Below are 26,428 nucleotides of genomic sequence, written 5' to 3'. Positions count from 1 at the left end.
AGCGAAGACGAGCGAGGACCAGCGCAGTGGAGTTCGACGTCACCATCGAGATCCCCAAGGGGGTCCGCAACAAGTACGAGATGGACCACAAGACCGGGCGCATCCGGCTGGACCGCACCCTGTTCACGGCCACTCAGTACCCGGCGGACTACGGGTTCGTCGACGACACGCTGGGAGAGGACGGCGACCCGCTGGACGCCCTCGTCCTGGTGCAGGAGCCGACCTTCCCCGGCTGCCTGATCCGCGCCCGCGCCATCGGCATGTTCCGGATGACCGACGAGAAGGGCGGCGACGACAAGCTGCTCTGCGTGCCCGCGGACGACCCGCGCAGCGAGCACCTGCGCGACATCCACCACCTCAGCGAGTTCTACCGGCTGGAGATCCAGCACTTCTTCGAGGTCTACAAGGACCTGGAGCCGGGCAAGAGCGTCGAGGGCGCGACCTGGGTCGGCCGCACCGAGGCCGAGGCCGAGATCGTCCGGTCCTACCAGCGCCTGAAGGACGCCGTGGCGCGCGGCGAGGAGCACTGAGCCCGGAGAACCGGGTCGAACGCGGAGAGGCCCACCCCCTGGCAGGGGGTGGGCCTCTCCGCGTTCGACCGGCGGGTCAGTGCACGGCGACGGGAGGCGCCGCGGCCTCCTCCTCGTCGCGCACCCGCTCCAGGTTGGAGCGGGTGGACAGCGGGACCTCGCGCAGGAACCACACGATCGCGAACCCGACGGCGGTCACCACGCCGCCGACCACGAACACCGTGCCGATCGCCTCGGAGAAGCCCTCCAGGAACGGCCGGGCCAGCACCGGGTCCAGCGTGGTGAGGAACTCGGTGTTGTCCAGGCTCATCCCCGAGCCGCCGCTCTGCAGGGACGCGGCGAACTCGCGGTTCTCCGGGCGGGCCAGCGCGGCCTGGAACTCCGGGCGGCCGAACGCCTCGCGCAGCGCCTCGGCGATCTTGGTGGTGACCGTGCTGAACAGGATGGACAGGAACACCGCGGTGCCGACCGTGCCGCCGATCTGGCGGAAGAAGGTGGCCGACGAGGTGGCCACGCCCATGTCCCTGGGCTCGGCGGCGTTCTGGATCGCGATCAGCAGGGTCTGCATGCACAGGCCGAGGCCGATGCCCATGCTGAACATCAGCACCAGCGGCTGCCACACCGGCGTGTCCACGCCGACCCGGCTGAACACGAACAGCGTCACGGTCAGCACCGCGAAGCCGATCACCGGGAAGATCTTGTAGCGCCCGGTCACCGCGGTGATCCTGCCGCTGATGTTCGCCGCGGACATGATGCCCAGCGTCATCGGCAGCATCATCAGGCCCGCGTCGGTGGCCGAGTAGCCCTTGACGATCTGCAGGTAGAGCGGGATGGACACCATGCCGCCGAACATGCCCGCGCCGAGCACGAAGTTGATCGTGTTGCCCATCGAGAAGGTCTGCTTGCGGAACAGCCGCAGCGGCAGCAGCGCCTCGTCGCCCATCCGCCGCTCGGCGAGCACGAAGCCGATCAGGCCCAGCACGCCGACGACGTACATGGCCACGGCGGTGGTCGAGGCCCAGCCCCACTCGCGGCCCTGCTCGGCCACGACCAGCAGCGGCACCAGGCCGACGGCCAGCATCAGCGCGCCGAGGTAGTCCACGCGGTGGTCGACCCGCTTGTGCGGGACGTTGAGCACCTTGGCCACGACGGCCAGCGCCACCAGCGCGATCGGCACGTTGATCAGGAACACCCAGCGCCAGCCCGCGGTGCCCAGGAACGTCTCCATGCCCGCGAACAGGCCGCCGACGACCGGGCCCGCGACGCTGGAGGTGCCGAAGACGATCATGAAGTAGGCGGCGTAGCGGCTGCGCTCCCTCGGCGAGGTGATGTCCGCGAGGATGGCGAAGGCCAGCGACATCAGGCCGCCCGCGCCCAGGCCCTGCACCGCGCGGAACGCGGCCAGCTCGTACATCGAGTTCGCGATGCCGCACAGCAGCGAGCCGACCAGGAACAGCGAGATCGCGGTCAGGTACAGCGGCTTGCGGCCGTAGATGTCCGACAGCTTGCCGTACAGCGGGGTCGAGATGGTCGCCGTGATCAGGTAGGCGGTGGTGGCCCACGCCTGCACGGTCTGGCCGTTGAGCTCGTCGGCGATCGTCTTCATGGCGGTCGCGACGATCATCTGGTCCAGCGCCGCGAGGAACATGCCCATCAGCAGTCCTGACAAGATGGTCAGGATCTGCCGGTGGGTGAGCAGCGCCGCGCCGGGTGGCGTGGTGGCTGTTTCCGACATCAGTTGTTCTCCCCTTCTGGGCGCGGTCGTGATCCGCGCTCAGGGATGAAGTTCGGGAGCGCCCGCTCGTAGTCGCCCACGAAGCGCTCGAAGTAAGTGGCGAACTCGGCCCACTCCGGTGTGGACCAGTCCGCGAACAGGCGCGCGATCGCCGCGTTGCGCCCGCGCCGCCGCTCGTCGAGGAACGCGACCCCGGCCTCGGTCACCACGAGCACGCTCGCGCGCCCGTCCGCGGGGTCGGCCCTGCGCTCGACCAGGCCCTCCTTGACCAGGTCCGCGACCTGGCGGCTGACCGTGGAGGGGTCGGAGAAGACCGCCTCGGCCAGCGCGCTGGATCGCGACGGCCCCTGGTAGTGCAGGGTCGCCAGCAGGATGAACGAAGCCTTGTCGATGCCCGCCTTGCTCATCTGGGAGTGCAGGCACGCCTGCAGCCTGTTCAGCCGCGCCAGCGCGTGACCGACGCGGTCGGCCAGCGCCTCCTCGGACGCGGGCGCTCCGTCGTCGGGCTCGGTCGTCATCGGGCACTCCGTTGCTTGCATCATCCAACTAGTTGCTGAGTACAAGCATGCACTTTCGGAGGATTCTTCGCAACTGAGATGACCGGCGTCTCACCTCTACTGGTTACCCAGCGGTAACATCCGGCCATGGACACCTCGTCGCTAGCCGCCGCCATGAAGCAAGCCGTGCCGTGGGTGCGCACCAACGGCATCGAGTTCGTCGAGGTCGCGCCCGGTCGGGTGGTCACCGCGCTGCCCGACCGCGAGGACCTGCGCAACCACGTCGGCGGCCCGCACGCCGCGATGATGTTCGGCGTCGCCGAGACCGCCTCCGGCGCGGTGGTGATGGCCGCCTTCGCCGAGCACCTGGGCAAGGCCACCCCGCTGGTGGTGAGCTCGCGGATCGACTACCGGAAGCTGGCACTGGGCGCGCTGCGCGCCGAAGCCGTCCTGGACCGACCGGCGGCCGACGTGGTCGCGGAACTGGAGTCGGGCACGCGGCCGGAGTTCCCGGTGCGGGTGACCATCACCAACGCCGAGGGCGTCACGACCGGCGAGATGACGGTGGTGTGGACGCTGCGCCCCAACCGCTGAGGCGGGTAACGCGCGGGCGGTGGCCGTGCGATGCCCGGTACATGAACGCCACCGGTTCGGTCCGAGGATTGGCTCCACTCCTGGCGATTCCGGTTCTGCTGCTGACCAGTTGCGGAACCGGTCCGTCCACAAACGACAGTGCCGCCCTGTCGATCGCCCCCAGCACCACAACTTCCACCACCACGACGACCACGACGACGACCACCCCGCCTCCGGTCCAGGTCGCCGACGTCGTGGACGCCCGCACGATCGTCGTCACCGGCGGCGCCACCGTCCAGCTCGCCGGCCTCGCCCAGCCCGGCGCGTGCTGGGGGCAGTCCGCCACCGGTGCCGTCAAGAACTCCTTGGCGGGCAAGTACTTGCGCGTCAACGGCGGCACCGTGCTGCTGCCGGACGGCACCGACCTGGCGGTGTTCCTCGTCGGCCAGGGCCTGGCGCGGGCCGAGCAGGCGGCAGGCGCCGTGCTGAGCGCCGCACAGGCGACCGCGCAGCAGGCCAAGCTGGGCCTGTGGGGAGCGCCGTGCGACGGCGCGGACACCGTCGCGCCCCCGCCGCCCGCGCCCAAGCCCGCGCCGGTCCCGGCCCCCGAGCCCGCGCCCAAGCCCGCACCGCAGCCCGAGCCCGCCCCGGAGGTCTACTACCGCAACTGCGACGCGGCCCGCGCCGCGGGCGCCGCGCCGCTGCACCGCGGCGAGCCCGGCTACCGCGCCCCCCTCGACCGCGACAACGACGGCGTGGCCTGCGAGTAGCTGGTAGAACCAGCCGGGTGAAGGTGGACCGCGTCGAAGTCGAGTACGACCCCGGCAGCGTCGTGGCGGCGGCGCTGGAAGCGGAAACGTCCGGCTGCGACGGGTTCTGGGTCGCGGAGACCCGGCACGACCCGTTCCTCGCGCTCGGGCAGGTCGCCGGGCGGGTGCGGCGGGTCGAGCTGGGCACCGCGATCGCGGTCGCCTTCGCCCGCAACCCGATGAGCACCGCCGTGCTGGCCAACGACCTGCAGCTGATCACCGGCGGCCGGTTCCACCTCGGCCTCGGCTCGCAGGTCGAACCGCACATCACCAAGCGGTTCGGCATGGCGTGGTCCAGGCCCGCGGCCAGGATGCGCGAGTTCGTGCTGGCCATCCGGGAGATCTGGCGGGCGTGGGAGACCGGCGACCGGCCGCGCTTCCGCGGCGAGTTCTACACGCACACGCTGATGACGCCGTTCTTCGACCCCGGCCCCAACCCGCACGGCAACCCCCGCGTGTGGCTGGCGGGCGTCGGCGAGCGGATGACCGAGGTGGCGGGCGAGGTGGCCGACGGGTTCCTGTGCCACGACTTCACCACCGAGCGCTACCTGCGCGAGGTCACCCTGCCCGCGCTGGCGCGGGGCCGCGCCAAGGCCGGGAAGCCGCTGGCGGGCCTGGAGATCAGCGGCCCTTCGCTGGTGGTGACCGACGACGAGTCGGCCGCGGCGGTGCGGCGGCGGATCGCGTTCTACGGCTCCACCCCGGCCTACCGCAAGGTGCTGGACCTGCACGGGTGGGGCGAGCTGCACGAGGAGCTGCACCGGCTCTCGCGCAGGCAGCGGTGGGACGAGATGAGCGCGCTGGTCGACGACGAGGTGCTGCGCGCGTTCGCCGTGGTCGGCACGCCCGCCGAGGCCGCGGCGGCGCTGCGCGACCGCTACGGCGACGTGGTCACCCGCGTGGCGGCCCCGGTCCTCATGACGGCGTGAGCCGGTGCGGGCGGCTCGGCGTGCTGCGCACGCCGTGGTGGAACAGCGCCAGTTCGACCGGCGGCTCGCACCGCCTCGACCACCGCCGCCTGCCGCCCCGCAGGACGAGCAGGACCAGCGGCAACGCCAGCACGGTCAGCACGACCATCCCGATCACCGCCACCACCTCCACGAACGCAACGACAGGATGAGGCCACCCTGATGCCGCATGCGCGAACGTCACTCTAATGGAGTAGTCAACGGTCCCGGAACGCGGAAACGACTCGGGTCCGGCGCGCGTGGCACGCCGGACCCGAGTGCATCTCACCTGAGCCGCCTGTCGGAATCGAACCGACGACCTGTTCATTACGAGTGAACCGCTCTGGCCGACTGAGCTAAGGCGGCGAGACGCGACAACTATAGCCCAGCCTTGCGTCGTGACCGATCAGGGGGTTCCCTCGTTGAGCCCACGGGTGACGCACCTCACCCCGCGTCACCGCGACATCGCCGTCCGGGGAGGACCGACCAGATGCGCCTGTTGGCCGTGCCCGCCGCCCTCGCGCTGGTCGCGCTGTGCGCCACCCCGGCGCTCGCGCAGCCGGTCACCACACCGGTGCCAGGCCCGGTGAACCCCGGTCAGCCGCCGATGTCCGCCGGTCCCCCGGTGGTGGCTCACGCGATCGGGGACGCGGGCACCGGGCTGGCCGTGGTGCGGCTGGCCCCGGACTCGGCCGCCACCAGCTCGATCCTGCCCGGTTTCGGCGAGCGGCTGGCCGAGCAGTCGGCCGCGGAGCTCGGCGTCGGGCTGGCCAGCGCCCAGGCCAACTCGGAGGCGCTGCTCAGCTACGAGCGCGCCGTCGCCCAGGCCTCGCCGCTGGGGTTCGCGGTGCGGGGCCACGCCCCGCAGACGCCGGGCACGCTGGTGCAGACCGCCTCCCCGGACAACGCCCAGCCGGTGGCGGGTGGCCTCAACCCGCCCCGGACGCCGCTGGGCGGCCTGCTCAGCGTCGGGGCGCTCAACGGCACCGCGCACGCCCGCTGGGACGAGCGGCTGGGCCCGTGCGTCTCGCCGATCGCGGACGCCACCACCGAGCTGGCGAGCCTGAGCGCGCTCAACGCGATCCCCACCCTGCCCACCGCCACCGACCTCACCGGCGTGCTCGCGGACGTCCCGAAGCTGGACGCGGACGCCGAGCGGGCCCTGCTGGACGGGCTCAACCGGCTGGCGGGACCGCTGAGCAGGCTCGGCGGGCTGCTGTCGGGCAGCCAGGACACCGGGGCGGACGGCTCGCTGCTCAGCCTGCCCAACGCGCTGGCCGCGCGGTCCAGGGTCGAGCTGGTGGACCTGCCGGGCAGCCCCAACAAGGCGGTGCGGTCGATCTCCACGCTGCAGGCCACGGCCGTGCGGCTGCTGGCGGGCACGCCCGCGGAGATCCGCGTGGACGTGGTCGGCCAGCCCGCGCTGATCGCGCTGGCCACCGGCGACGAGGCCACCTCGCGGGTCGACTACACCGCGCCGGTGCTGCGGGTCAGCCAGGGCGGCAGGCAGCTGGGCGTGCTGGACGCGGCCAACCCCCGCCTCGACGTGCCCATCGGCGTTCCGCTGGACCAGGCCGGGAAGCTGCCGCTGGTCGGCGACGTGGTCGACCGGCTGCCCAGGGTCGACATCGGCGTGCTGCGGCTGCAGGTCGGCCAGCTCAACCGCAAGGCCGCCCCGCTGGAGGGTCCGCTGGAGGGTCCACCGGGGCAGGGCGGTCCCGCCGTCGAGGGGTTCACGGTCGGCGCGACCGCGCGGCTGCTGGACCTCCAGCTGCTGCCCACCGACGCGCTGGGCCTGCCGAACCTGCCCTCGGCGCTGGCGCAGGTGTCGCTGGGCGAGCAGGTGGTGCGGGCGGCGGCGCCGCGCGGCGGGGTCGTGTGCGCGGCCGCCGCGGCCCCGCCCGAGGACGCGCGGCCCGCGCCACCCGCGAAGCGGGCGCTGGCCCGCACCAACGCCGCCTACCGGACCGTGCCGATCTTCTGGACCGGCACCGCGCTGCTGCTCGTGGGCGTGGTCCTGGTGGCCGCGCTGCCGCCGCGCCGACCTCGGGCCGACCGCCGGTAGATCCCGGCGTCAGCCCCGGTGCAGCGTGGTCAGCATCGCCTCGACGGCGATGCGCGGTTTGACGTTCATCTCCAGCGCCTCCCGGCAGGCCAGCACGGCCTCCAGGCGGCGCAGCGTGGACTCGGGGCTCCACGACGCGGCGGCGGTGCGCGCGTCGGCGGCGCGGTCCGGGTGGTTCAGCGCGGCCTCCGAGCCGGTCGCCGAGACCAGCACGTCCCGGTAGAACGCGGCCAGGTCGACCAGCGCCTGGTCCAGCGAGTCGCGCTGGGTGCGGGTGGCGCGGGACTTCTGCCGCTTCTCCAGGTCCTTGAGCGCGCCCTTGGCGCCGCGGGTGGCCGCGGCGGTGCCCTTGCCGGTGCCGCCCGCGCCCATCGCGGTCTCCAGCGCCTGCCGCTCGGCCTCGTCGCGGGAGGAGTTGGCGGTCAGCGCGTCCGCCTCGGCGGCCTTCACCAGCTCGTCGGCGCAGGTGAAGATGTCGGCGGGCCTGCGAAGCGCGAGCGGGATGCCCAGCACGGCCTCGCGCCGCTGCCTGGCCTGCTCGTCGGTGGCCAGCCTGCGCGCGCGCTCCACGTGCCCGCCGCACACCGACGCCGCCCAGGACGCCAGGTCCGGGTCCACGCCCTCGTCCCGCAGCGCCTCGGCGATCGACGCGGCGCGCGGGGTGCCCAGCGGCACGACCCGGCAGCGCGAGCGGATGGTCACCGACACGTCCTCGGGGTGGTCCGAGGGCGCGCACAGCAGGAACACCGTCCGCTCCGGCGGCTCCTCCACGGCCTTGAGCAGCGCGTTCGCCGCGCCTTCGGTGAGCCGCTCGGCGTCGGCGATGATCACCACCTGCCACCGGCCGCCGGTGGGCCTGCGCGCGGAGACCTGGACCAGCGACCGCATCTCGGCCACCGAGATCGACAGCCCCTCGGGGGCGACCACGCGCACGTCCGCGTGCGTGCCCGCCAGCGCGGTGTGGCAGCCTGCGCACGCGCCGCAGCCGGGCCGGTCGTCGACCGCCGTGCACTGCAGCGCGGCGGCGAACGCGCGGGCCGCCACCGACCGGCCGGAGCCGGGCGGGCCGGTGAACAGCCAGGCGTGGGTCATCGCGCCGGGCGCGGGCGAGCCGCCCGCGACGATGCTCGCCGCGGCCTCGGCGGCGGCGCTCAGCACGGCGACGGCTTCGGGCTGGCCGACCACCCCGCCCCAGACACCCTTGCTCACCGGGCCACCGTACCCAGTGCCGCGATCAGGTCGCCTCGGCCATCGGGTGGGCGGCTGGGGTGGGCCGCGCGGACTGGCGGGCCTCGATCAGCGGCAGCACCGCGGCGCGCACCCGCTCGGCCACCTGGTCCTCGTCCGCGTCCGCGTCGACCACCGCGTACCGCTCGGGGTCGGCGGAGGCCATCTCGCTGAGCAGCCGCTGCACCCGCCAGTGGTGCTCGGCGTTGTCCATCGGCCGCTTGCCGCCCTCGGCGGCGGGCAGCGGGGAGCGGTCCAGCAGCACCGTGATGTCCGGGCGCAGCCTGCCGGTGGCCCAGTCGACCAGGCCCTCGACCTCGCGCGGCTCGACGCTGCCCGCGGCGCTGAAGTGCGCCAGCGGGCTGTCCACGTAGCGCTCCATGACGACCAGGGAGCCGCCGTCCAGCGCGGGCCGGACCTCGCGCTCCACCACGTCGGCGCGCACCGCCGCGGCGACCAGGGCGTGCGCCCGCACGCCCGCCAGGTCGGCGGTGGACAGCAGGTTGCGCAGCCGCTGCTCGTCCAGGTCGGGGTCGCTGGCCAGCAGCACCTCGCGGCCGGACGCGCGCAGCGCCTCGGCCAGCCGCCGGGCCTGCGCCGCGGTGTCCCGCCGGGTGTTGCCCTCGACCGCGATCAGCAGCCCGCCGCCCCGGCGCGGCCTGCCCCGGATGGCGGCCACCAGGTCGGACAGCAGCGGCTCGCTGCGCCGGTCGTCCATCTGCCGGTAGGCAATCAGGCCCAGCAGCGCGGCCACCACGCCCGCGCCGAAGAGCACCGGCCGGGTGCCGTCGACCTGCATCGGGTGGCCGAACGCGGTGACGGTGCGCTGCTGCACCAGGCTGACCAGCAGCGGGGTGGTCGCCGACGTGGCGAACAGCACCACCTTCAGCAGCGACTGCAGCAGCGCCACGGTCCGGCCCCGCATCGCGTCCTCGACCTGCGAGCCCACGATGGTCAGGCCGGTGAGGAACGCCACGCCCGCGCACCCGCCGACCAGCGCCACCGCGATCAGCGCGATCCACAGGTGCGGCGCGATCGCGACCACCAGCAGGCTCAGCCCGGCCAGCACGATGGTCAGGCCGAACAGCCGGTCGTAGGGCAGCCGCCGGGCCATCCTCGGCGCGGTCGCCATGCCCGCCGCCAGGCCCGCGAAGACCGCCACGAACAGCAGGCCGAACGTGGAGTCGCCGCCCAGCAGCGAGTTCGCGTACAGCTTGGCCGTGCCGACCACCGCGCCCGCCGCGGCGAACGCGCCGATCATGCCGATGACCAGGCCGCGCACCAGCGGCGTGCGGCCCGCGTAGCGCAGCCCGTCGCGCAGCATGGCGAAGAAGCCGGGGGCGTCGCCGTCCTGCCTGGCCCGCCGCACCACGGCGGCCCGGCCGGACAGCTCCGGGATGCGGGTGGCGACCATGATCGCGGAGGTCACGTACAGCGCGCCGTTGACCATGACCGCGATGGTCGCGATGCGGAACTCGATGTCGGTGTTCTGCAGGTGCAGGTAGCCGGGGATGCCGGAGATCAGGGAGTACAGGCCCGCGCCGCTGATGACCGAGATGCCGTAGGTCATCACCAGGCCGAGCTGGTTGGCCGTCTCCACCTGGTCCGGGCGGCGCAGCAGGTTCGGCACGGCCGAGTCCTTGGCCGGGATCCACAGCATCGCGCAGCAGCCGACCAGGAAGTTCGCGACGAACAGCCACCAGGCCGTGCCGACCAGCGCGATGGAGATGAACAGCCCGCCGCGCAGCAGGTCGCAGACCACCATGATCTTGCGGCGGTCGAACCGGTCGGCCAGCACGCCGCCGAGCGGGGCGAACAGGATGCCGGGCAGCAGCTGCGTGAGCACCACGAGGCTGAGCGCGAAGCTCTGCCACTGGTAGCTCTCCAGGAGCCGGGTGACCAGGCCGGTCAGGGCCAGCAGTGACAACCAGTCACCGATGCTGCACAGATAGGTGACACCCCAGAGCCTGCGGAAGGGCCGGATCGCCAGCACGCTGCGAATCCGGTGGCTGGTCGAAGCGTCCTGGATGGTGCTCACCCCCTGCCTGGTGCGATGAACCAGCGTAGCCGGGGTCATCAGGGCTGGTGACCAGATGAACCATTCGGGTGGTGGTTCCAGTCACTTGGAGCGGTCGAACAACGACCGGACGACCTCGCGCAGGGTGTCGAAGAACGCCCCGGTCCGCACGACCATGAACCCGATGCCGATTCCGATCTCGCTCGGGACCTCCTCCGGCCGCGCCGCTGCGGGCCGGACCGGGGCCATCGGCGCAGGAAGCCGCACGGGACGCTGATCGGAGCGCCGCGGAGGACGTTGCACGGGGCGCTGGACATGGCGCTGAACGGGGCGCTGAACGGGGCGCTGCGGAGAGTGCCGCAGGGGGCGCTGGGCGGCGCGTCCCGGCAGCGGCGGCGCGGGCCGAACCGTCCGCACCGGGGCCTGCCGAGGTGGTTCGACGACCGCTTCGGGTCGCGCGGGCGCGGACTTCGGGGCTCCGGGCGCGTCGTAGGCCCGCTCGCCGGTCACCAGACCGGCGAGCGGATCGGGAAAAGCGCGTGGCGGCGGTGGCGGCTCAGTGCCGTCAGGTCCGAATAACCACTCGTCCACCGCCACCACCTCCGCTAGCCCTTGGCCTTGGCCGGTGCCTTCTTCCGCGCCGCGGGCTTCTTCTTCGTGGTCGGGCCCTTGGCGCGCTTCTCCGCCAGCAGCTCGGCCGCCCGCTCGTCGGACAGGCCCTCCACGCTGTCGGACTTGCGCAGCGAGGCGTTGGTCTCGCCGTCGGTCACGTACGGGCCGAACCGGCCCTCCTTGACCACCATCGGCTTGCCCGACACCGGGTCGTTGCCCAGCTCCTTCAACGGCGGCGCGGCCGCCGCCCGGCCCCGCTTCTTCGGCTCGGCGTAGATCTTCAGCGCCTCGTCCAGGGTCACCGTGAACAGCTGGTCCTCGCTGGCCAGCGACCGCGAGTCGGTGCCCCGCTTCAGGTACGGCCCGTAGCGGCCGTTCTGCGCGGTGATCTCCGCCCCGGTCTCCGGGTCGGTGCCGACCACCCTGGGCAGCGACAGCAGCTTCAGCGCGTCGTCCAGGGTCACCGTCTCCAGCGACATCGACTTGAACAGCGAGCCGGTGCGCGGCTTGGGCGCCTTCTTGCCGTCCGGCGGCTCGGGCAGCACCTCGGTCACGTACGGGCCGAAGCGGCCCTCCTTGGCCACGATCTCGTGCCCGGTCACCGGGTCGGTGCCCAGCGAGCGGCCCTCCTGCGGGGTCGCGAACAGCTTCTCCGCGACCTGCTGGTCCAGCTCGTCCGGCGGCAGGTCGTCGGGCAGGTTCGCGCGCTGCGACACCCCGTCGACCTCGCGCTCCAGGTACGGCCCGTACCGGCCGACCCGGACCACCACGGTGTGCCCGTCGGCGTCGGTGAACAGCGGGATCGAGTTGACCTCGCGCGCGTCGATCTCCTCGACGCTGGAGCCGACCAGCTTCTTGAGCCCGCCCGAGCGGCCCACCGACGACTCCGGCCCGACGTTGCCGCCGAAGTAGAAGCCGGACAGCCACGTGGTGCGCTCCTGGCGGCCCGCGGCGATGCCGTCCAGCTCGTCCTCCAGCGCGGCGGTGAAGTCGTAGTCCACCAGCCTGCCGAAGTGCCGCTCCAGCAGCCCGACCACGGCGAACGCCACCCACGACGGGACCAGCGCGGACCCCTTCTTCCACACGTAGCCGCGGTCCTGGATGGTGCTGATGATCGAGGCGTAGGTGGACGGGCGGCCGATGCCCAGCTCCTCCATGGTCTTGATCAGGCTGGCCTCGGTGAAGCGCGGCGGCGGGCTGGTCGAGTGGCCGTCCGCGGACAGCTCGGCGGCCTGCACCGGCTGGTCCTTGGCCAGCTGCGGCAGCCGCGACTCGGCGTCGTCGGACTCGCCGCCCGCCTCCGCGTCCACGGTCTCCACGTACGCCTTGAGGAAGCCCGCGAAGGTGATCGTGCGGCCGGACGCGGCGAACAGCACCTCCTCGCCGCCGGTGGTGGTGCCCGAGATGCGCACGCTGGTGGTGTTGCCGCGCGCGTCGGCCATCTGCGAGGCGATGGTGCGCTGCCAGATCAGCTCGTAGAGCTTGAACTCGTCGGCGTCCAGCTCGCGCGCCACCTGGCCGGGGGTGCGGAACACCTCGCCTGCGGGCCGGATCGCCTCGTGCGCCTCCTGCGCGTTCTTGACCTTGCGGTTGTACTGGCGCGGCTCCTTGGGCACGTACTGCGAGCCGTACAGCTCGGTGGCCTGCGCGCGCGCCGCCGAGATGGCCGTCTCCGACAGCGTGGTGCTGTCGGTGCGCATGTAGGTGATGTAGCCGTTCTCGTACAGCTTCTGCGCCGCGCGCATGGTGCGGTCGGCGGAGAAGCGCAGCTTGCGGCCCGCCTCCTGCTGGAGCGTGGAGGTCATGAACGGCGCGTACGGCTTGCGCGAGTACGGCTTCTCCTCGACCGAGGACACCGTCAGCGTCGCGTCGGCCAGGCCGGTGGCGATCGCGCGGGCCTGCGCCTCGTCCAGCACCCGGACGTCCGCGCCCTGCTTGAGGCGGCCGTCTGAGCCGAAGTCGCGGCCGGTGGCCAGGCGGGTGCCGTCCACCGCGACCAGCCGCGCGCCGAACGTGCGGGGGCTGGCGTCCGCACCCGCGTCCATGGTCGCCGAGACGTCCCAGAACGAGGCGGTCACGAACTTCATCCGCTCGCGCTCCCGCTCGACCACGATCCTGGTCGCCACGGACTGCACCCGGCCCGCCGACAGCTTCGGCATGACCTTCTTCCACAGCACCGGGCTGACCTCGTAGCCGTAGAGGCGGTCCAGGATGCGGCGGGTCTCCTGCGCGTCGACCAGGCTCTGGTCCAGGTCACGCGGGTTGGCCGCGGCGGCCAGGATGGCGGGCTCGGTGATCTCGTGGAACACCATCCGGCGCACCGGCACCTTGGGCTTGAGCGTGTCCAGCAGGTGCCAGGCGATGGCCTCGCCCTCGCGGTCGCCGTCCGTCGCGAGGTAGAGCTCGTCGACGTCCTTGAGCAGCTCCTTGAGCTCGGCGACGGTGGACTTCTTGTCCGGGGTCACCACGTACAGCGGCTCGAAGTCGTGGTCCACGTCGACGCCCAGCCGCGCCCACGACTGCCCCTTGTACTTGGCGGGCACGTCGGCGGCGCCCCGCGGCAGGTCGCGGATGTGCCCCTTGGACGACTCCACGACGAAGCCGTTGCCGAGGTAGGACGCGATCTTGCGCGCCTTGGCGGGCGACTCGACGATCACCAACCGCCGGTTGCCGCTCGCTGATCCCCCGTTGGACTTCCTCGCCCGTGTCGATCCAGCCACGCCGTCCCGCTCTCTCCCCGAACACTGTGTTCCCGACCCGCCAGTGTGCACTGTCCTTAGTCGCCGACGAGCAGCCCTGGTCGCAGACAGAGTGACACAACCGGCGGCGTTCGTCCGCCAGGAGGACCGGCTACGCGGCCGGCCAGGTGCGCTCGGCGACTCCCCGCGGAGCACGTCCGACCAGCTCCGCGAGGCGTTCCAGCCGTCTGCGGCCGACCACCCGCAGCGCGGGCGGACCCGCGCGGGGCGTCAGCAGCGCGGCGGGCAGACCGGCCGCCGCCAGCGCCGTGCGCAGCGGCTCGTGCGTCGCGGGGGCCAGCGGGTCCAGGCCGAGCAGGTAGCCCGACTCCACCCACCGGCCCGACGCCAGCGCCCACATCCTGAGCACGCCGCCGTGCGGTGTGAAACCCTCGGGCACCGCCTTCTCCGCTCCCCGCAGCCACCGCGCGGCCAGCCCCCGCAGATCCGCCCGGAAGGCGGTCCTGACCTCCCACGTCCGCACAGGGCCCGCGTTTCCCGCAGCGTCTCCCTCAGCGTCCTCCGCGCCGTCCTCGGGTGGTGGGGCCTCGACCGAGCGCGCCTCGGCCTGCACACCGCGCTCGGCGAACGCGGCGACCAGCGCCGGGGCCCGCCACCGCTCCTCCAGCCCGACCGAGACCCGCGCGGCCCGGCCCCTGGCGAAGCCCAGCACCTGCCCCGGCCCGCACAGCACACCGGCGAGGTCACCGACGCACGGCTGCCTCGCCTCGGCCGAGAAGAAGGACAGTTGCCCCACAGGCGGCAGCGTAGAACACACGTTCGACCACGGCCAGTGGTCGAGCGGAGCAACCGGAGCGGCGGGTCAGCCGCCCATGTTCCGCAGCAGGTCACCCATGGCGGTGCACTGCGGCGCCTGCTTGAACGCGGCTCCCAGCACCGGGTCGCCCTGGATCTTCTCGACCTGCTGGCGCAGCGTGGTCGGGTCGCCCGCTTCGCCGCCCAGCTGCTCCAGCTTGGCGGAGAACTGCGGGTCGTTGGGGTCGAGCCCGGCCAGCTCCCGGTTGGCGTCGGTCAGCCCCTTGCCCGCCTGGCCGAAGTACCCGACCAGCTCGTCGTGCAGGGCGCGGGTCTCCGGCGAGGGCGCCCCGATCCGGGCCAGCTCCTCGCTCGCGGCGGTCAGCGCGGTGCCGGACTTCTCGCTGAACTGCAGCAGCGCGGCCTTCTGCGCGGCCGGGTCGGTCGCGTTGCCCCCGGCCAGCAGCGCCTGGAGCATCTCGACCATGCCCTGCGCCATCACCCCCATGCCGTCGCAGAAGGCTCCCGCCCAGGTCACCGGGTCGGCGGTGGCCGCCGAGGTGGTGGTGGTGGTGGGCGCGGCCGAGCCGCTGGAACCGGTCGCGGCCGTGTCTCCGGAGGTGGTGCCGGAGGTGCAGCTCGCGACCGCCAGGCAGGCAGCGAGGAGGCCGGGCAGGATGATGCGGTGCTTCACGAAGAGATCCCCCAGTCGAGTGACAATCGAAAGGGGGAACCTACTACGAGGTGGCGGGCGGGGCCTCGGACGTCGCGGTGGACGGCCGCAGCGTCCGCAGCGCCTGGCAGGACGGCGCCTGCTGGGCCGCCGCGGCCAGCTCCGGGTGCGACTCCAGCTGCTTGAGCGGCTCGGTGAACTCGTCCAGCCGGGCGATCGCGTCGCCCGCCGCCTGGATGCCGCCGACCGGGTCGTTCGCGTCGGCCTGCTCGATCGTGCTCCTGGCGTCGCCGAAGGTCTTGGCCACGTCGGTGAAGGTGGCGGCCATCTTCTCGACCTGCTCGTCACCACCCGCCACCGGCGAGGGGCCGACCTCCCGCAGCCTGGTCGCCGTGGAGCCGAAGGCGTCGGCCATCTGGCCCATGTAGGCGGCCATGTCGGCCTTGAGCTTGTTCTGGTCCGTGGCGTCCAGCTTCGGGGGCGTCTTCGGGACGCTCACGAACGACGAAGCCGCCGCGCACACCTTGTCCACGTACGCCACCGCGGCGTCGTTGGAGGAGGTGGACGGCGGGGTGCTGGACGTGGCGGAGGAGTCGTCGCCGCCCGATCCGCAGCCCGCGAGCAAGGCGGACGCGGCGAGCGCGGCGGCGAGGCGGACACCCATGTCGTCTCCCAGCGTGTTCCGGTGTGCTCCCGGTGTACCTCGCAGTACTACCCGAAACCGCCGGGGGCTACGCACGCAGGGGTGCCCGCGAATACCACCCGAAAGGAGGATCGGACGGCATTCGCGGGCACCGGTGGGCTCAGGCCGCGCCGTTGGCGACCGGCGCGTCCGCGGGCGTGTCCGAGATCGCCGTGCCGCGCCGCTTGGACACCACCACGGCGGCCACGATGATCACCGCGGCGACCGCCGCGATGGCGTAGCGCACGCCCGCCGAGGCGTCCGCGCCGACCGAGAAGGTCACGATCGCCGGGGCGATCAGCACCGACACCAGGTTCATCACCTTGATCAGCGGGTTGATGGCCGGGCCCGCGGTGTCCTTGAACGGGTCGCCGACCGTGTCGCCGATGACGGTGGCCGCGTGGGCGTCGGAGCCCTTGCCGCCGTGGTTGCCGTCCTCGACCAGCTTCTTGGCGTTGTCCCAGGCGCCACCGGAGTTGGCCAGGAAGACCGCCATCAGGGTGCCGGTCGCGATCGCGCCCGCCAGGTAGCCCGCCAGCGGGCCGACGCCGAGGCCGAAGCCCACCGCGATCGGCGCCATCACCGCGAGCAGGCCGGGGGTGGCCAGCTCGCGCAGCGAGTCCCTGGTGCAGATGTCGACGACCTTGCCGTACTCCGGCTTGACCGTGCCGTCCATGATGCCGGGGTTGTCGCGGAACTGGCGGCGCACCTCGAACACGATCGCGCCCGCCGCGCGGGTCACCGCGTTGACCGCCAAGCCGGAGAACATGAACACCACCGCCGCGCCGATGGCCACGCCGACCAGCACGTTCGGGCTGAACACCACGTTGGTGAAGGACACCGGCACCTCGCCCAGGGCCACCTGCACGTCGGCCAGCGCCTGTTCGATGGCGTCCTTGTAGGAGCCGAACAGCGCGGTCGCCGCGAGCACCGCGGTCGCGATGGCGATGCCCTTGGTGATGGCCTTGGTGGTGTTGCCCACCGCGTCCAGCTCGGTGAGGATCTGCGCGCCCTCGCCGTCCACGTCACCGGACATCTCGGCGATGCCCTGCGCGTTGTCCGAGACCGGGCCGAAGGTGTCCATCGCGACGATGACCCCGACCGTGGTCAGCAGGCCGCAGCCCGCCAGCGCCACCGCGAACAGCGACACCACCACCGAACCGGACAGCAGGAACGCGCCGTACACCGCGCCGCCGATGACCAGCGCGGTGTAGACCGCCGACTCGAAGCCCACCGAGATGCCGGACAGGATGACGGTGGCCGCGCCGGTCAGCGAGGTCCGGCCGACGTCCTTGACCGGCTTGTACTCGGTGCCGGTGAAGTAGCCGGTCAGCCACAGGATGACGGTCGCCAGCGCGATGCCGATGATCACCGCGATCGCGGCGATCAGCGCCGGGTTGCCGGGGGTGCTGCGGATGGCGTCCGGCACCCCCTCCAGGTCGGCGAACGAGCCGGGCAGGTAGACGAACGCCGCCACGGTGCACAGCACCGCCGAGATGACCGCCGAGATGTAGAAGGAGCGGTTGATCGCGTTGAGGCCGTTCTCACCGGTGCGCGCGCTGGTGGTGTAGACGCCGATGACCGCGGTCAGCACCCCGATGGCCGGGACGATCAGCGGGAACAGCAGGCCCTGCATGCCGAACGCGGCGGTGCCCAGGATCAGCGACGCGACCAGGGTGACCGCGTAGGACTCGAACAGGTCCGCCGCCATGCCCGCGCAGTCGCCCACGTTGTCGCCGACGTTGTCGGCGATGGTGGCGGCGTTGCGCGGGTCGTCCTCGGGGATGTTCTGCTCGACCTTGCCGACCAGGTCCGCGCCCACGTCCGCGGCCTTGGTGAAGATGCCACCGCCCACGCGCATGAACATCGCCAGCAGCGCCGCGCCGAAGCCGAAGCCCTCCAGCACCCTGGGCGCCTGGCCCGCGTAGGCCATCACGACCGCCGCCGCGCCGAACAGGCCGAGGCCGACGGTCATCATGCCGACCACGCCACCGGTGCGGAACGCCACCCGCATGGCCTTCTCCCGGCCGCCCGACTCCTTGGCCGCGGCGGCCACGCGCACGTTCGCGCGGGTGGACAGCCACATGCCCAGGTAGCCGATGGCGGCGGAGAACGCCGCGCCGATGACGAAGAACAGCGACCTGCCGATCCGCTCGGCCGCGGTGTCGGCCGGGAGCGCGAACAGCAGCACGAACACGATGACGACGAAGATGCCGAGGGTGCGGAACTGGCGGTTGAGGTAGGCCGCTGCGCCCTCTTGGACCGCCTTGGCGATGTCCTGCATCTTGGTGGTGCCCTGGCCCGCGGCCAGCACCTCCCTGAGCAGCACGTACCCGACGGCCAGGGCGGCCAGGGCGACCACGGCGACCACGGCCACGAGGCCGCGATCACCTCCGGAGAGCTCCAGGCCCTCCGCGAGGAATTGCCGGGACATCCATCCTCCTGGTGAGAGTTGGCCCAACGGAGGCTGGTTCGCGGCGCGCCAGGGCGGGCCCGACGTCAGCCCCGGCACGACGTGATCCATCCCTCATTGGATGCGATAGCGGCGGAGTCTATTCATAGGGCGCAACCCCACCACCAGGTGTACCGATCTGTGCACGCGCCGTTATCAACGCAGGAAGCAAAGGTAACTCAGGGGGCGCTGTCGGCGCCGTGTGCGAAGCTGCGGTGCGTGGCGCACCAAGGACGTCGACTCCTGGACCGGGTGCTCGCGGGCGTGCCCTCCGGCGAGTCGCCGCTGACGCACGCCGCCGACCTGCCCGCGCAACCCGCCCAACCGGTCCCGTGGCCCTCCTGGGCTGCGGAACCGGTGGTGGCCGCGCTGGTCGAGCGAGGCGTGCCGGTGCCGTGGCGGCACCAGGCCCAAGCCGCCGAGCTGGCCTGGTCGGGGCGTGACGTGGTGGTGGCCACGGGCACCGCCTCGGGCAAGTCGCTGGCCTACCAGCTGCCGGTGCTGAGCAAGCTCGTGGAAGATCCAAAAGCAACAGCTCTGTACCTGTCGCCGACCAAGGCGCTGGGGGCCGACCAGCTGCGCGCGGTCGAGGCGCTGGGCCTGCCCGGCGTGCGCGCCGCGAAGTTCGACGGCGACACGCCGATGGCCGAGCGCGACTGGGTCAGGGCGCACGCCAACTGGGTGTTCAGCAACCCGGACATGCTGCACCGGGGGGTGCTGCCCAACCACTCCCGGTGGATCAGGTTCTTCCGGCGGCTGTCCTACGTCGTGGTCGACGAGTGCCACGCCTACCGAGGCGTGTTCGGCTCGCACGTGGCGCTGCTGCTGCGACGGCTGCGGCGGGTCGCCCGGCGCTACGGCGCGGACCCGGTGTTCGTGCTGGCCTCGGCGACCGTGGCGGACCCGGCGGGATCGGCGTCGCGGCTGCTCGGCGCGCCGTGCGAGGCGGTCACCGAGGACGGCTCGCCACGCGCGGGCCGGACCGTGGCGCTGTGGGAGCCGCCGCTGCTGGACGACCTGGAAGGCGAGAACGGCGCCCCGGTGCGGCGGTCGGCGGGCGCGGAGACCGCCCGCATCCTGGCCGACCTGGTGGTCGAGGGCGCGCGGTCGCTGGCGTTCGTGCGGTCGCGGGTGGGGGCGGAGCTGACCGCGCTGGGCGCGCGGCGCATCCTGGCCGAGGTCGACGGCGAGCTGGTCGACCGGGTGGCCGCCTACCGGGCGGGCTACCTGCCCGAGGAGCGGCGGGCCCTGGAGCGGGCGCTGTCCGGCGGCGACCTGCTGGGCGTGGCCACGACCAACGCGCTGGAGCTCGGCGTGGACATCGCGGGTCTGGACGCCGTGGTGGTGGCCGGTTTCCCCGGCACCCTGGCCTCGTTCTGGCAGCAGGCCGGGCGGGCCGGGCGCAGCGGCGACTCCGACGCGCTGGTGGTGTTCGTGGCGCGGGACGACCCGCTGGACACCTACCTGGTGCACAACCCGTCGGCGGTGCTGGACAGACCGGTCGAGGCCACCGTGCTGGACCCGGCCAACCCGTACGTGCTGGAGCCGCAGCTGGCCTGCGCCGCGGCCGAGCTGCCGCTGACCCCCGACTGCCTGGACGAGTTCGGCGGGCAGGCCGCGCGGGCGGTGCTCGACGACCTGGTGGCGCGGCGGGTGCTGCGGCGCAGGCCCAACGGCTGGTACTGGACCTCGCACGACCGCCCGCACGGCGAGGTGGACATCCGAGGCTCGGGCGGCGAGCAGGTCGTGGTGGTGGAGGCCGACACGGGTCGGATGCTGGGCACGGTCGATCCGGGCGCGGCCTGCTGGACGGTCCACGAGGGCGCGGTCTACCTGCACCAGGGCGAGTCGTACGTGGTGGACCGGCTGGACCTGGACAGCGGGATCGCGCTGGTGCGCGCGGAGAAGCCGGAGTGGACCACGACGGCCCGCGACACCAAGGACATCACCGTGGTGCGCACCCTGGACAAGCGCGAGTACGACGGCGTGTCGGTGTGCCTGGGCGAGGTCGAGGTGACCTCGCAGGTCGTGTCGTACCTGCGGAAGCTGCCCTCCGGGCAGGTGATCGACCAGGTCGCGCTGGACCTGCCCGCGCAGACCCTGCGCACCCGCGCGGTCTGGTACGCGGTGGACGACGCGCTGCTGGTGGGCAGTGCGCCGGGGGGCGCCGGTCTGGCTCCGGCGCGCGTCCCCGGCGCACTGCACGCGGCCGAGCACGCGGCGATCGGCCTGCTACCGCTGTTCGCGACCTGCGACCGCTGGGACATCGGCGGTGTCTCGACCGCGCTGCACCCGGACACCGGGAAGGCGACGGTGTTCGTGCACGACGGTCATCCGGGGGGAGCCGGTTTCGCCGACCGCGGCTTCGCCGCGATCATCCCGTGGTTGGCCGCTACTGGGGAGGCCATCGCTGCTTGCGCGTGCCCGGCCGGGTGCCCGTCCTGCGTGCAGTCGCCGAAGTGCGGGAACGGCAACGACCCACTGGACAAGGCGGGCGGGCTGGCCGTGCTGGACGTCGTGCTCGGGGTTGTCGGGGAGGGGTCCGACGACGCCCGGCACGGCCGGGTCTCAGGTCAGGACCGGTCGGCGGAGACCAGTCCCTCGTAGCGGTCGGGCACCCGCACGGCCTCCAGCAGCGCGTCCTCGACGACGCCGGGGCGCGGCAGCTGCCAGCCGCAGATCTGGGGCTTGACCCGCCAGTGCACCACGCCGTGCTGGACCGGCGTCGGCGGCAGCGGGACGTACTCGCCCCGCCCGTAGTGGTGGACGTCGTCGTGGGCCAGCAGGTCGGTGCTCAGCGGCTGCCCGGAGGCGACCAGGAACATCCAGCGGCCCGCGGGCGTCGCGGCGATCGGCACCGGGATGCCGATGGCGCGCAGCGCGACCGCGGCGCGGCGGCCCAGGTCGGCCCCGACCTCGATGGCGTCGACGCCGTGGCCGGTGGCGACCAGGATGCTGTAGGACTGGCCGGTCCACCAGGAGGCGACCTGCTCCGGCCTGCTGCCGATGCGCTCCTGCCAGTCGTGGTGCACCGGGACCGGGCCGTCCTGGTCCAGGCCGTCACGACCGGCCCACCGGTCGCCCGCCGGATAGGTGCCCGGCAGCACAGGCCACCCGTGCCACGCGAGGTTGACCGCCTCCGCGCGCAGCTCGATGCGGAAGGCCCCGCGCCAGCTATCCGACCACTCCATGTTGAGTTCGCCTCCTTGAGGACCACGACACCGTGTCGGGTACTTCTCGACACCGCGTCGGTGCCGCCATTCGAATTAACGACACGACCGGCCCCGTTGGTAACCCGGCAGTCGACAACTGGTCGTTGCGGAACGGCGAACGCCCTTCGCCCGGACGGGGGACCGAACGACCGCGGCCACCGTTCACCGCCGGCGAACCCCACTGTGAGTCCGCTCACCGCCGGAGGACGACCGCTCGTCGTGCGGAGGACCCCTCACCATTCCGCCGGACCCGCCCGCGCCCGTGCGCTCGGCGCGTCGAACAGCACGGGGCCGCCGGAGGACTCGCCGGAGGACTCGTCCGACACCTCGACCGAGACCTCCCAGCCCCGCACCGAGCAGTCGTCCAGCCTGCCGCCCATCCGGGTGATCACCCACTCGGCGCGGGCGCAGGCGTGCGCCGGACCGGACACCAGGTGCGCCGCCGCGGCCAGCGCGCCCAGGTCGGCCGCGGCGGTCAGGCGGTGCCGGACGAGGGTGACCTCGCCCAGCCGGATGCCGAGGGCGGTGATCGTGAACAGGACCGACAGCAGCGCCACCGCCAGGACCGAAGCCGCGCCCCGGTCGTGGTGCGGACGCATCCACCACCTCCTTTCGCTCGTGCTGCTTCGTCTTCGTCACCTGAACGCTCAGTTCGGAGTGCCCGAACGCTCAGTTCGCGGTGTCGGAACGCTCGGTTCGCGGGGCTCCTCGGGGGTGGGTTCCAGGACGGCGTAGGCGCGGGCGCGCAGGGTGAGACCCGCTTCGGTGGCGGTGACCTCGGTCCAGGCGGTGTCGCCCTCCAGGCGCACGGTCAGGTGGGCGTCGGCGGGGGCGATGGCGGCCACGGCGGACTCGGCCAGCGCGCTGTCGCCCCTGGCGACCAGCCGGGCCGCCTCGCGGGCCGCGTCGGTGCAGCGGAGCTGGGCGATCACGGCGGCCAGGCCGCCCGCGCACAGCGCCAGGAAGGCCAGCAGGGCGCAGATCGCCAGCGCCGCTTCCACCGTCGCGGTGCCCCGGTCGTCGCTCACCAGGGCAGGTCGAGGGCGAGCCGCAGCACCTTCTGCAACTGCTGCTCGACCCATCCGCCCGCGACGAACGTCAGGAGCAGACCCGCCAACGTCGCCGCGGCGAGCGTGGTGAGGGCGTATTCGGTGGTGGTCGTTCCCCGGTCGTCGAGCACTTTCATCCTCCATCGGGTGTGATCAGGTCGGGGTGGGATCAGGTCAGGGTGGGATCAGGTCAGGGTGTGATCAGGTCAGGGTGCGCACGAGGCCGAGCACCACGGGCAGCACGCCGAGGCACAGGAAGGCGGGCAGGAAGCACAGCGCCAGCGGCCCGGCCACCAGCACCGCCGCCCGCTGGGCGCGGGTCTCGGCTTCGTCGGCCAGCGCGGCGCGGACGTCGCGGGCCAGGTCGGTCACCGCGTCCGCCAGCGCGGCCCCGGACCGGGCCGACCGCTTGGCCGCGCGGGCCAGCGGCGCGGTGTCCGGGTGCGCCAGGGCGGGCGCCCAGGCGGTGGCCGGGTCAACGCCGAGCGCCAGCTGGTGGCAGACGCGGCGCAGGCGTCCGGCCGGACCCGGCGGCACGCCCGCCAGCACGGCGTGCAGGGCGCCCGCCACCGGCAGACCGGCCCTGAGGCAGGCGGCCAGCAGGTCCCAGGTCGCGGCCAGGGCGAACGGGTCGGGCGGTGGCGGTTTCGCCCTTGTCCGCCGCGCGGGCGGCGGGCGCAGCCGGTCGAGCGCCGGTCGGCCCGCCGGGAGCACCAGCAGGGCCAGGGCGAGCAGCAGCGGGCTCATCCCGGCGCCTCCCCGGTCAGGTGAGCGCACCAGCGCAGTCCCGCGCACACCAGCACCGCGCCGAGCACCAGCAGGACCTGTCCCGCGAGCGTGGTGCGCAGCACCTGGACCGGGCCCGCTCCGCTGAACTCGCCCAGCAGCAGCCCGAAGACGGGCAGCGCGGCCAGCACCGCGACGCTGGCGCGCGGTCCGGCCATGCGGGCGCGGACCTGCCGGGCGAACGCCGCGCGCCGGTCGAGGTCGCGGCCCACCGCTTCCAGCGCGCCCGCCAGCGGCACCCCGTGCGCGTCGGCCAGCCGCCACGCCCGCGCGAGCGGGGCGGCGTCGGTGTGCGCCAGCGCGGCTTCGACGTCGCCGCCCCTGGCCGCCGTGGTGGCGATGGTGGCGAACACCTCGGCGGCCGGTGGTGCGCAGTCCTCGGCGGTGTTGGCCGCCGCCGCGGCCGGGTGGGCTCCGGCGCGCAGCTCCGCGGTGAACGCCTTGAGCCCGGCGGCCAGTGCGGCGGTCGCGGCCAGCCGGTCCCGCCGCGCGACGCGGTCGCGGTGCTCGCGCCACAGGACCGCAGCCAGCAGCGCGCCCGCGAGCGCACCGCCCACCCCGGCCACCAGCCCGAGCAGCGCGCCCCCGACGGCGACCACGGGCGTGCCGGGCCGCCTCCACCGCCATCGGCGTCGCGGCTCGGGGCGCAGCGCTCTCAGGCGTCGGTGGGCGCGGGGTGGCGGCAGCGCCGCCAAGGCCGCCGCGAGCACGATCAGGGGCATGGCCGTCCCCGTTCGCGCAGCATCTCGCGCAGCACCGCCGCGCCGGCCTGCCACCCGGTGTCGTGCCGCCAGGCGGGCGTGACCCCGGTGGTGCGGGCCCTGCGCTCGAAGACGCCGATCTCGACGAGACGACGCGCGCCGGTGGCCGTCCGGCGCGTGTGCAGCACGACCTGCACCGCCGCGGCGAGCTGGCTGTGCAGTGCCGCCCGGTCCAGGCCGCCCAGCGCGGCCAGCGCCTCCAGCCGGGCCGGGACCTCCGCCGGGGAGTTGGCGTGCAGGGTGCCCGCGCCGCCGTCGTGGCCGGTGTTGAGCGAGGACAGCAGGTCGCACACCTCCGCGCCGCGGACCTCGCCGACCACCATGCGGTCCGGGCGCATCCGCAGCCCCTGCCGCACCAGGTCCCGGACGGTCACCTCGCCCGCGCCCTCGACGTTGGCGGCGCGCGCCACCAGCCGGACCACCTGCGGGTGGTCGGGGTGCAGCTCGCCCGCGTCCTCCACGCACACCACGCGCTGGTCGTGCGGCACGCAGCCGAGCAGCGCCGCCAGCAGGGTGGTCTTGCCCGAGCCGGTGCCGCCGACGACCAGGAACGCCAGGCGGGCCTCGACGATGGCGCGCAGCAGCCCGGCGGTGGGCCCGTCGAAGGTGCCGCCGCGCTCCAGCGCGGCCAGGTCGTGCGCGGCGGGCCGCAGGACGCGCAGCGACAGGCAGGTGTGCTGGCTGATCGGCGGGAGGACCGCGTGCAGCCGCACGGCACCCGGCAGCCAGCCGTCGACGTACGGGACGGCGTCGTCCAGCCGCCTGCCCGCGGCGACCGCCAGGCGCTGGGCCAGGCGGCGCACGGCCGCCTCGTCGGTGAAGGTCGTGCCGGTGCGGCGCAGCCCCTCGGCCCCGTCGACCCACACCTGGTCCGGCGCGGTGACCAGGACGTCGGTCACTCCGGGGTCGCGCAGCAGCGGCTCCAGCGGGCCCGCGCCCGCGAACTCCCGGCGCAGCACGGCCAGCGCCCGCAGCACGTCCTCGTCGCCCAGCAGGCCGCCCGCCTCGCCGCGCACCGCTGCCGCGACCGCGGCCGAGGTCAGCTCCGACCGGCCGTTGGCCAACCTCCGGCGAACGCGCTCGACCAGATCGGCGGTCACGGTGCGCACCCGCGCAGCGGCCTGACGCGGCCGCGGCGGCGCCGTCCTGGCCGGAATACCTCCGAACACAGGAATCCCCACCACCTCACCCGTTCGGCGCTCACTCGCTCGGCGCTCACCCGTTCAGCCCTCACGGAGCACCGCCAGCACCTCGCGGGCCGCCTTGGCCAGCCGACCGCGAGCGCCGCCGGGGAAACCGCCCCGGTCCAGCGCGCCGGCCAGGCGGGGCTGCGACGGCATCACGGTGAGCAGGGGGACGCCGACCGCGTCGGCCACCTGCCCGGCCCGCAGGCCGCCGGGCGCGGGGCCGCGCACGACCGCGCCCAGCGCCACGCCGCGCTCGCCGACCTGGCGGGCCACCCGCTGGGCGGCGGCGCAGGCCCGGACCTCCGCCGGGACCACCAGCACCGCGAGGTCGGCCCGGTCCAGCGCGGCGCAGGCCGCCGGGGTGAGCTGGCGGGGCAGGTCGCACACCACCGTGTCGCCCGCGCGGCGGCCGGACTCGACCACCGCCGCCACGGCCTCGGGTTCGGGGTCCGGTCCGGCCCGACCGCAGGCCAGCACGCTGAGCGTGCCGCGCCGGGTGGACCGGCCGGGCAGGGCCGAGCGCAGCGACGATGCGGGCACCCGGCCGCCGGTCACCCGCACGTCCGGCCAGCGCAGGCCCTGCGCGGCCTCCACGCCCAGCGCCAGGTCCAGCCCGCCGCCCAGCGGGTCGCAGTCGACCAGCAGCCCGTTGCCGCCCGCCGCCAGCACCGCGTGGCCGAGCGCCGCGGCCAGCACGGAGGCGCCCGCGCCGCCGCGCCCGCCCAGCACCGCCAGCACCCGGCCCCCGCCGGTCGGCGGGCCGTCGGCGACCTCCCGCAGGACGGCCACCAGCTCGGGCGCGCCCTGCGGCAGCACCACCACGCGCGCCACGCCCAGCGCCACCGCCCTCGGCCAGGCGCCCGGCGACGGCGGGCCGGTCGCCACCAGCAGCACGTCCGGCCTGCGCGGCAGGCCCGCCGCCGCGCAGGCCTCCAGCGCCCGCTGGTCCAGCAGCACCGCGGGCGCGGCGGCCCACCGCCCGCGCAGGGCCGCCACGTCGGCCACCCGCTCCACCTCGCACTCGGCCGCGGCGGCCAGCCGGAGCACCTCGTCCAGCAGCTCTTCCCCGGTCACCAGCGCCACCGGTCGTCGCACAACCCCACCCCCGTCGATCAAGGAC

At 73.9% G+C, this 26,428-nt stretch carries 25 protein-coding genes and 1 tRNA gene; 6 read left to right on the top strand and 20 right to left on the bottom strand.

Going from position 1 to position 26,428, the window contains the following annotated elements:
* Positions 1–26 precede the first annotated feature (26 nt).
* Positions 27–530 (top strand): inorganic diphosphatase, encoded by a 504-nt coding sequence (locus JOF41_RS32575; protein ID WP_121223566.1) that lies wholly within the window; start codon positions 27–29, stop codon positions 528–530.
* Positions 531–606: 76 nt separating this feature from the next.
* Here the strand turns inward: JOF41_RS32575 and JOF41_RS32570 are convergent, their stop codons facing one another.
* The gene (locus tag JOF41_RS32570) at positions 607–2,265 is read right to left on the bottom strand and encodes an MDR family MFS transporter (protein ID WP_189221247.1); all 1,659 of its coding nucleotides are present in this window, start codon (positions 2,263–2,265) and stop codon (positions 607–609) included.
* Positions 2,265–2,783 (bottom strand): MarR family winged helix-turn-helix transcriptional regulator, encoded by a 519-nt coding sequence (locus tag JOF41_RS32565; protein ID WP_189221248.1) that lies wholly within the window; start codon positions 2,781–2,783, stop codon positions 2,265–2,267. The genes JOF41_RS32570 and JOF41_RS32565 overlap by 1 nt, the downstream gene beginning before the upstream one ends.
* A 126-nt stretch (positions 2,784–2,909) precedes the next feature.
* Here JOF41_RS32565 and JOF41_RS32560 point away from each other — a divergent pair, with 126 nt between their 5' ends.
* From JOF41_RS32560 to JOF41_RS32550, 3 genes are all read left to right on the top strand, one after another.
* Positions 2,910–3,356: a DUF4442 domain-containing protein gene (locus JOF41_RS32560; RefSeq protein WP_209623656.1), complete on the top strand. Its 447-nt coding sequence runs from the start codon at positions 2,910–2,912 to the stop codon at positions 3,354–3,356.
* 68 nt (positions 3,357–3,424) lie between these two features.
* Complete coding sequence (locus JOF41_RS32555) at positions 3,425–4,105, top strand: excalibur calcium-binding domain-containing protein (protein ID WP_244989752.1); 681 nt, start codon at positions 3,425–3,427, stop codon at positions 4,103–4,105.
* A gap of 17 nt (positions 4,106–4,122) precedes the next feature.
* Complete coding sequence (locus tag JOF41_RS32550; RefSeq protein WP_307867600.1) at positions 4,123–5,073, top strand: TIGR03617 family F420-dependent LLM class oxidoreductase; 951 nt, start codon at positions 4,123–4,125, stop codon at positions 5,071–5,073.
* Here the strand turns inward: JOF41_RS32550 and JOF41_RS32545 are convergent.
* Together JOF41_RS32545 and JOF41_RS32540 are read right to left on the bottom strand one after the other, a co-directional pair.
* A complete protein-coding gene (locus JOF41_RS32545) occupies positions 5,060–5,230 on the bottom strand; it encodes a hypothetical protein (protein WP_189221252.1) in 171 nt (56 codons plus the stop codon). The two genes, JOF41_RS32550 and JOF41_RS32545, sit on opposite strands and share 14 nt — an antisense overlap.
* Positions 5,231–5,383: 153 nt before the next feature.
* Positions 5,384–5,457, bottom strand: a tRNA-Thr gene (locus JOF41_RS32540).
* Between the two features lie 124 nt (positions 5,458–5,581).
* Between JOF41_RS32540 and JOF41_RS32535 the strand changes: the two genes are divergently transcribed.
* The gene (locus tag JOF41_RS32535; protein WP_209623654.1) at positions 5,582–7,156 is read left to right on the top strand and encodes a hypothetical protein; all 1,575 of its coding nucleotides are present in this window, start codon (positions 5,582–5,584) and stop codon (positions 7,154–7,156) included.
* Between the two features lie 9 nt (positions 7,157–7,165).
* Here the strand turns inward: JOF41_RS32535 and JOF41_RS32530 are convergent, their stop codons facing one another.
* The 8 genes from JOF41_RS32530 to JOF41_RS32495 form a co-directional block, all read right to left on the bottom strand.
* On the bottom strand, positions 7,166–8,365 hold the full coding sequence (locus JOF41_RS32530) for a DNA polymerase III subunit delta' (protein WP_189221267.1): 1,200 nt from the start codon (positions 8,363–8,365) through the stop codon (positions 7,166–7,168).
* Positions 8,366–8,390: 25 nt separating this feature from the next.
* On the bottom strand, positions 8,391–10,460 hold the full coding sequence (locus tag JOF41_RS32525; RefSeq protein ID WP_189221268.1) for a bifunctional MFS transporter/dTMP kinase: 2,070 nt from the start codon (positions 10,458–10,460) through the stop codon (positions 8,391–8,393).
* 42 nt (positions 10,461–10,502) lie between these two features.
* Complete coding sequence (locus JOF41_RS32520; RefSeq protein WP_209623653.1) at positions 10,503–10,649, bottom strand: hypothetical protein; 147 nt, start codon at positions 10,647–10,649, stop codon at positions 10,503–10,505.
* A gap of 356 nt (positions 10,650–11,005) precedes the next feature.
* Positions 11,006–13,732 (bottom strand): type I DNA topoisomerase, encoded by a 2,727-nt coding sequence (gene topA / locus JOF41_RS32515; RefSeq protein ID WP_189221270.1) that lies wholly within the window; start codon positions 13,730–13,732, stop codon positions 11,006–11,008.
* 130 nt (positions 13,733–13,862) lie between these two features.
* Positions 13,863–14,507 (bottom strand): hypothetical protein, encoded by a 645-nt coding sequence (locus tag JOF41_RS32510; RefSeq protein ID WP_189221271.1) that lies wholly within the window; start codon positions 14,505–14,507, stop codon positions 13,863–13,865.
* Between the two features lie 66 nt (positions 14,508–14,573).
* A complete protein-coding gene (locus JOF41_RS32505; protein WP_189221272.1) occupies positions 14,574–15,200 on the bottom strand; it encodes a hypothetical protein in 627 nt (208 codons plus the stop codon).
* A 43-nt stretch (positions 15,201–15,243) separates the two neighbouring features.
* Positions 15,244–15,843, bottom strand: a complete 600-nt coding sequence (locus tag JOF41_RS32500) for a hypothetical protein (RefSeq protein ID WP_189221273.1) — start codon at positions 15,841–15,843, stop codon at positions 15,244–15,246.
* 139 nt (positions 15,844–15,982) lie between these two features.
* Positions 15,983–18,295 carry a sodium-translocating pyrophosphatase gene (locus JOF41_RS32495; RefSeq protein WP_209623652.1) on the bottom strand — a complete coding sequence of 771 codons (2,313 nt, stop codon included), beginning with the start codon at positions 18,293–18,295 and terminating at the stop codon, positions 15,983–15,985.
* Positions 18,296–18,532: 237 nt separating this feature from the next.
* On the opposite strand from JOF41_RS32495, the gene sftH reads away from it, so the two are divergent.
* On the top strand, positions 18,533–20,920 hold the full coding sequence (gene sftH / locus JOF41_RS32490; protein ID WP_189221274.1) for a DEAD/DEAH box helicase: 2,388 nt from the start codon (positions 18,533–18,535) through the stop codon (positions 20,918–20,920).
* Here the strand turns inward: sftH and JOF41_RS32485 are convergent.
* The 8 genes from JOF41_RS32485 to ssd all read right to left on the bottom strand — a co-directional run bounded on the left by JOF41_RS32485 (position 20,887) and on the right by ssd (position 26,403).
* Positions 20,887–21,504 (bottom strand): bifunctional DNA primase/polymerase, encoded by a 618-nt coding sequence (locus tag JOF41_RS32485; protein WP_189221275.1) that lies wholly within the window; start codon positions 21,502–21,504, stop codon positions 20,887–20,889. The two genes, sftH and JOF41_RS32485, sit on opposite strands and share 34 nt — an antisense overlap.
* A 254-nt stretch (positions 21,505–21,758) precedes the next feature.
* On the bottom strand, positions 21,759–22,124 hold the full coding sequence (locus JOF41_RS32480; RefSeq protein WP_209623651.1) for an Rv3654c family TadE-like protein: 366 nt from the start codon (positions 22,122–22,124) through the stop codon (positions 21,759–21,761).
* A gap of 48 nt (positions 22,125–22,172) precedes the next feature.
* On the bottom strand, positions 22,173–22,553 hold the full coding sequence (locus JOF41_RS32475) for a TadE family type IV pilus minor pilin (protein ID WP_307867598.1): 381 nt from the start codon (positions 22,551–22,553) through the stop codon (positions 22,173–22,175).
* Positions 22,550–22,711 carry a DUF4244 domain-containing protein gene (locus JOF41_RS32470; RefSeq protein ID WP_189221277.1) on the bottom strand — a complete coding sequence of 54 codons (162 nt, stop codon included), beginning with the start codon at positions 22,709–22,711 and terminating at the stop codon, positions 22,550–22,552. Before JOF41_RS32470 ends, JOF41_RS32475 begins: the two co-directional genes overlap by 4 nt.
* A gap of 64 nt (positions 22,712–22,775) precedes the next feature.
* Positions 22,776–23,321 carry a type II secretion system F family protein gene (locus tag JOF41_RS32465; RefSeq protein ID WP_189221278.1) on the bottom strand — a complete coding sequence of 182 codons (546 nt, stop codon included), beginning with the start codon at positions 23,319–23,321 and terminating at the stop codon, positions 22,776–22,778.
* The gene (locus JOF41_RS32460) at positions 23,318–24,082 is read right to left on the bottom strand and encodes a type II secretion system F family protein (protein ID WP_209623650.1); all 765 of its coding nucleotides are present in this window, start codon (positions 24,080–24,082) and stop codon (positions 23,318–23,320) included. Before JOF41_RS32460 ends, JOF41_RS32465 begins: the two co-directional genes overlap by 4 nt.
* Positions 24,073–25,221 (bottom strand): TadA family conjugal transfer-associated ATPase, encoded by a 1,149-nt coding sequence (locus JOF41_RS32455; protein WP_189221280.1) that lies wholly within the window; start codon positions 25,219–25,221, stop codon positions 24,073–24,075. The genes JOF41_RS32460 and JOF41_RS32455 overlap by 10 nt, the downstream gene beginning before the upstream one ends.
* A 123-nt stretch (positions 25,222–25,344) precedes the next feature.
* Positions 25,345–26,403 (bottom strand): septum site-determining protein Ssd, encoded by a 1,059-nt coding sequence (gene ssd, locus JOF41_RS32450; RefSeq protein ID WP_189221281.1) that lies wholly within the window; start codon positions 26,401–26,403, stop codon positions 25,345–25,347.
* Between the last annotated feature and the right edge of the window lie 25 nt (positions 26,404–26,428).

The sequence above is a fragment of the Saccharothrix coeruleofusca genome, from assembly GCF_017876325.1.
Classification (GTDB): Bacteria; Actinomycetota; Actinomycetes; order Mycobacteriales; family Pseudonocardiaceae; genus Actinosynnema; species Actinosynnema coeruleofuscum.
Note: the sequence above shows the minus strand (reverse complement) of the source record. Positions and strands in the feature narration are given on the sequence as shown.